We start from the raw sequence: 3,872 nt of genomic DNA, 5'->3' as shown, positions 1-3,872 counted from the left end.
CTCCCTCTCTGTGAACCAAAAATAAATGAGACCCCGTGTTTTCTGTCAGGATATTCATCTGTTCAAAGAAAAGGTCCTGGCGGATATTGATGATCAGAACGCTTGAATGGTCAGGCTGTGAAAGAGTGTCATAACGCAAAAAAGTGACCAGAGGAATCTGTTCAAGCTTTGGGTAGGATACGGTTAAATTTCGAAAAATCGGTTCCATATTTTCATAATCCGTATAGGATGCAATCAGCTCAAGAGCTCCCGGGTCATAAAATGAGTTTAGCGTCCAAACGGCTTCCACCGCATTGGGAGAGGAAACATAAATTGTTTGGTTTTTACAGTTATAAATATAAAAAGAGTCGATAAAATAGGCATTATCAAGATAGGTATCAAGCTGTTTCAGCCCAGAAAGCAAAGCCTGGGGAGAAACAGAATCGTAATTTATCAGCTCAAATAGGGACGTATCAAAGCTTGCGCTGTTAAAAATATCTTTTACGGAGGCAGTCAATCTTTGCTCTGCGCCGGCATTGCTCTCAAGGATGCTTTGGTTGAACAGGATAGCCTGCTGCCTTGTAATTTTGGAGAACAGCTGCACGATACATACAAATGCGGTGATTAACAACAGCACAGTGGTGGCTGCCAGAAATGCTAACCTTTGGAATGAATAGTTTCCCTTTGTGCTGAACATGACAATCCTCCTTTTTAAGGTATGATAGGAGGATGTAACTTATATAAGCTGCATCCCCCTTGCTTTAAGGCCGCTTGTTTTACTGAATACCGTTTGCTTCGTAATAGGCTTTCATCTGTGCGGTAACTTCTGCTAACAGTTTATCAACTCCGGCAGTTTTCAGCTGGCTGCGGTATTCCTCGATGGCTTCGTCCACATCGTTGACAATTCCGATGTTGAGAGGAGAACCGTATTGCTGGACAACCTGTGTGACTGCTGCCAGCTCTGCCGATACGTTTGTGTAATCTAATGCGACGGCACCAAATTTATTGGGAACCTCGATTTCCTGCAAATGCTTTATAAGGGCATCGTAGCCTTCCCAGCCGCCTACATCAAAGCGCATTAAATCCTTGACACGCATTGCGTATTGAGCGCCGCTCATACTGTGTGTATTTACAGCAGCAGGATCCTGACCATTTGCCGGACGGATAAGCTCTCCCTGGCTTGTGAGATCGTAGTGGTAGCCTTCGATACCGTACATCCATAAATCAAAAAGCTCTGAGTCGGTTTTTATAATTTCCAATACGCGCAAGGCACGCTCCGCATTGGGAGAGGAGGCGGGAATTGCAAAACCATTTTCCTGTACAGGATTCAAATAGGAATATCCGGTTAAATCTGCCAGGCTCCAATAGGCACAGGTGGCATCAGGTAATTTTTCAGCCATAATTTTCATCATGTTGTTGGCGCCGTCGGCGTTTGCCTGGGTGATGGCGCTGGTTCCCACCTGAATGCTGCTCCAGGGATCCATCGTGGAGGATAGCGCGTTGCTGCTCCAAAAACCACGATCTGCCCAATCCTTCATTTTGTGGGCCCACTCAACATATTCGTCTGTAAAGGGATAGGCTATAATGTTTTCAATGTCATCATAGCTTTTTACCATTATAATAGATGTGTTGGAGCCTGCAATACTTTCAAAGCCATAATATGCCTTAAAAAGCTGGAAAAGCGCACCTTCGGGATTTCCATCGATAGGTCTGATATCCGTTTCGTTTTGCGCAATGGCATCCATATAGGCTTCCAGAGTTTCCAGGCTGTTGATTTCACCTACGTTGTGTTTTTGGGCAAGATCTGAACGGTAAAAGATACCGTTTTGACTGAAATTGCCCTCATAAGAAGGAATCATATAGATAGAGCCGTTTACCTTTATCTGCTGCAGCTGTTCTTCCGTAAACAGGGAATAGGTTTTGGGCATATACGTTGGGAATAATTCTGTCAGATCCGTAAAGGCGCCGGAAGATGCATAGCGGTTATAAAGGCTGGGATTCACATACAGTAAATCGGCCTTTTCGCCGGAGGTCAAAATCAGATTGTACTGATTTTCATAATTATCCCATCCAAGACAGGTGACCTTGATGGTGGTGTTGCACTTTTCCTTGAGCTTTTTGTTAAATTCTTCCATGACCATTTCGGTGTCCTGGCCGGAGGAACCAGAGGAATAAAGCAGCAATTCTACTTCCTCTGCAAAGGGATCGTCCTGCGTATCTGATGCTTTTGCAGCTGCAGAATCGGTGCCAGAAATGCTTTCTGCTGCAGAGGTGCCAAAAGTGCCAGAGTCTGTCTGGCTGCATGCAGCCAGGTTTAGCATTAACAATACGCTTAGAGCTAGTGTTGTAATTTTTTTCATGAGAAATACCTCCTTTTATGTAACAGGCAAATTACGGAGCCTGCTGTTTTCTCTTATGATGTGGGGTCAGCCTTTGACGCCGCCGATTAAAATACCTTTAACCATATATTTTTGAACAAAAGGGTACAGCAGCAGTATGGGCCCGGTAACGATAACGGCAGTTGCCATTTTAAGTGTTTCACTGGGCAAGGCTTCGGCCTCCAGAAAAATGCCGGCGGCAGCCGCCTGCTTCATGTATTCGGCATTGGACAGCATGCGATACAGCAGATACTGCAATGGGTACATGGCTTCATCGGTTATATAAAGACTTGCATGATACCAGTCATTCCAATAATTTAGCGCTATGAACAGTCCGACGGTGGCAAGGCCTGATTTAGAAAGCGGTAATACGATATTAGCATATATTTTCCAGTCATTGGCGCCGTCGATTTTGGCGGCCTCAATAATGGTGAAAGGAATGGACTTAATAAAATTGCGCATCAGAAATATGAACCAAGGTGTCAGCATGGAGGGCAATATCAAGGCCAGCAAATTGTTCTTCAAGCCCAGGTATTTTACAATCAGCAGATAGCTGGGTATAACGCCGCCGCTGAATAGTGAGGTAAAGTAAATAAAGAATGATACCTTGTTGTGAGCCTTAAAGTCGCTTCTTTGAAGCACATAGCCGGTCATGGAGGTAACGATCAGAGCCGCTGCTGTCCCTGACACAGTTACCAGTATTGTGACGCCATAGGAGGTGACAATCTTTTTCCAGCCAGTAAAAATAGACCGGTAAGCGTTTAGGGTGATATGAGAGGGGAAAAGCTTAAAGCCCTCTGTCAGGATGTCATGTTCATCGGAAAAGCTTCCGGCAATCAAAAGCCAGAAAGGAATAACGCAGATGAGCGTAATTACCGTCATGACAAAATAACCTATGATGGAAAAGGAAATGCTTTCTTGGTGATGATGTTTTTTTCGCATAGCAGCCTCCCTAAAACAGTGCATATTCATCGTTGATTTTCCTTACAATTGCATTTACGGAAACCACAAGAATAAAGCCAAAAACAGACTGGAACACACCTGCCGCAGATCCCATGCCAATGTCAAAGTTGACAGTCAGAGAGCGGTATACATAGGTGTCTATAATATCTGTGACTGGATAAAGGACACCGTTGGAGCCAATCAGCTGATAGAAGAGCTGAAATTGTCCCTTTAAAATACTGCCAAGGTTAAACATAAAAAGCAAAATGAAGGTTGGTTTGATCAAGGGAAGCGTCAGGTGACGTATCTGCTGCCATTTGCCGGCGCCGTCAATCCGCGCAGCCTCATAAATACCGCTGTCAATGCTGCTGATGACGGAGAGATACACTACACTTCCGTATCCAAGCCCTTTCCAGACCTGAACTGCAACGATGATAAACGGCCAGACGTTTGGCTCAAGATAAAAGTTATATTCTTTTAAGTTAAGCTCACGAAGCAAGGTGTTTATAACACCGTTGTCTACATTGAACAGAGCATAAGAAAACAGCCCGACAAGCACCATGGAAATAAAAT

The 3,872-nt window shown here is 44.3% G+C and carries 4 protein-coding genes; all 4 read right to left on the bottom strand.

All coding sequences use genetic code 11. From position 1 onward, the window contains the following. Positions 1–676, bottom strand: a 676-nt coding sequence (locus tag AC1WIP_RS12765) for a hypothetical protein (protein ID WP_481142187.1), incomplete at its 3' end; no start/stop codon positions are given. A gap of 79 nt (positions 677–755) precedes the next feature. Next, positions 756–2,339, bottom strand: coding sequence for an extracellular solute-binding protein (locus AC1WIP_RS12760; protein WP_481142186.1), 1,584 nt, complete (start codon positions 2,337–2,339; stop codon positions 756–758). Positions 2,340–2,405: 66 nt separating this feature from the next. Further along, on the bottom strand, positions 2,406–3,299 hold the full coding sequence (locus AC1WIP_RS12755; RefSeq protein WP_481142185.1) for a carbohydrate ABC transporter permease: 894 nt from the start codon (positions 3,297–3,299) through the stop codon (positions 2,406–2,408). Positions 3,300–3,309: 10 nt separating this feature from the next. Then, positions 3,310–3,872, bottom strand: a 563-nt coding sequence (locus tag AC1WIP_RS12750) for an ABC transporter permease subunit (RefSeq protein ID WP_481142184.1), incomplete at its 5' end; no start/stop codon positions are given.

The organism is Acetatifactor sp., from assembly GCF_982438285.1.
This window is presented reverse-complemented; position numbering and strand designations above follow the sequence as displayed.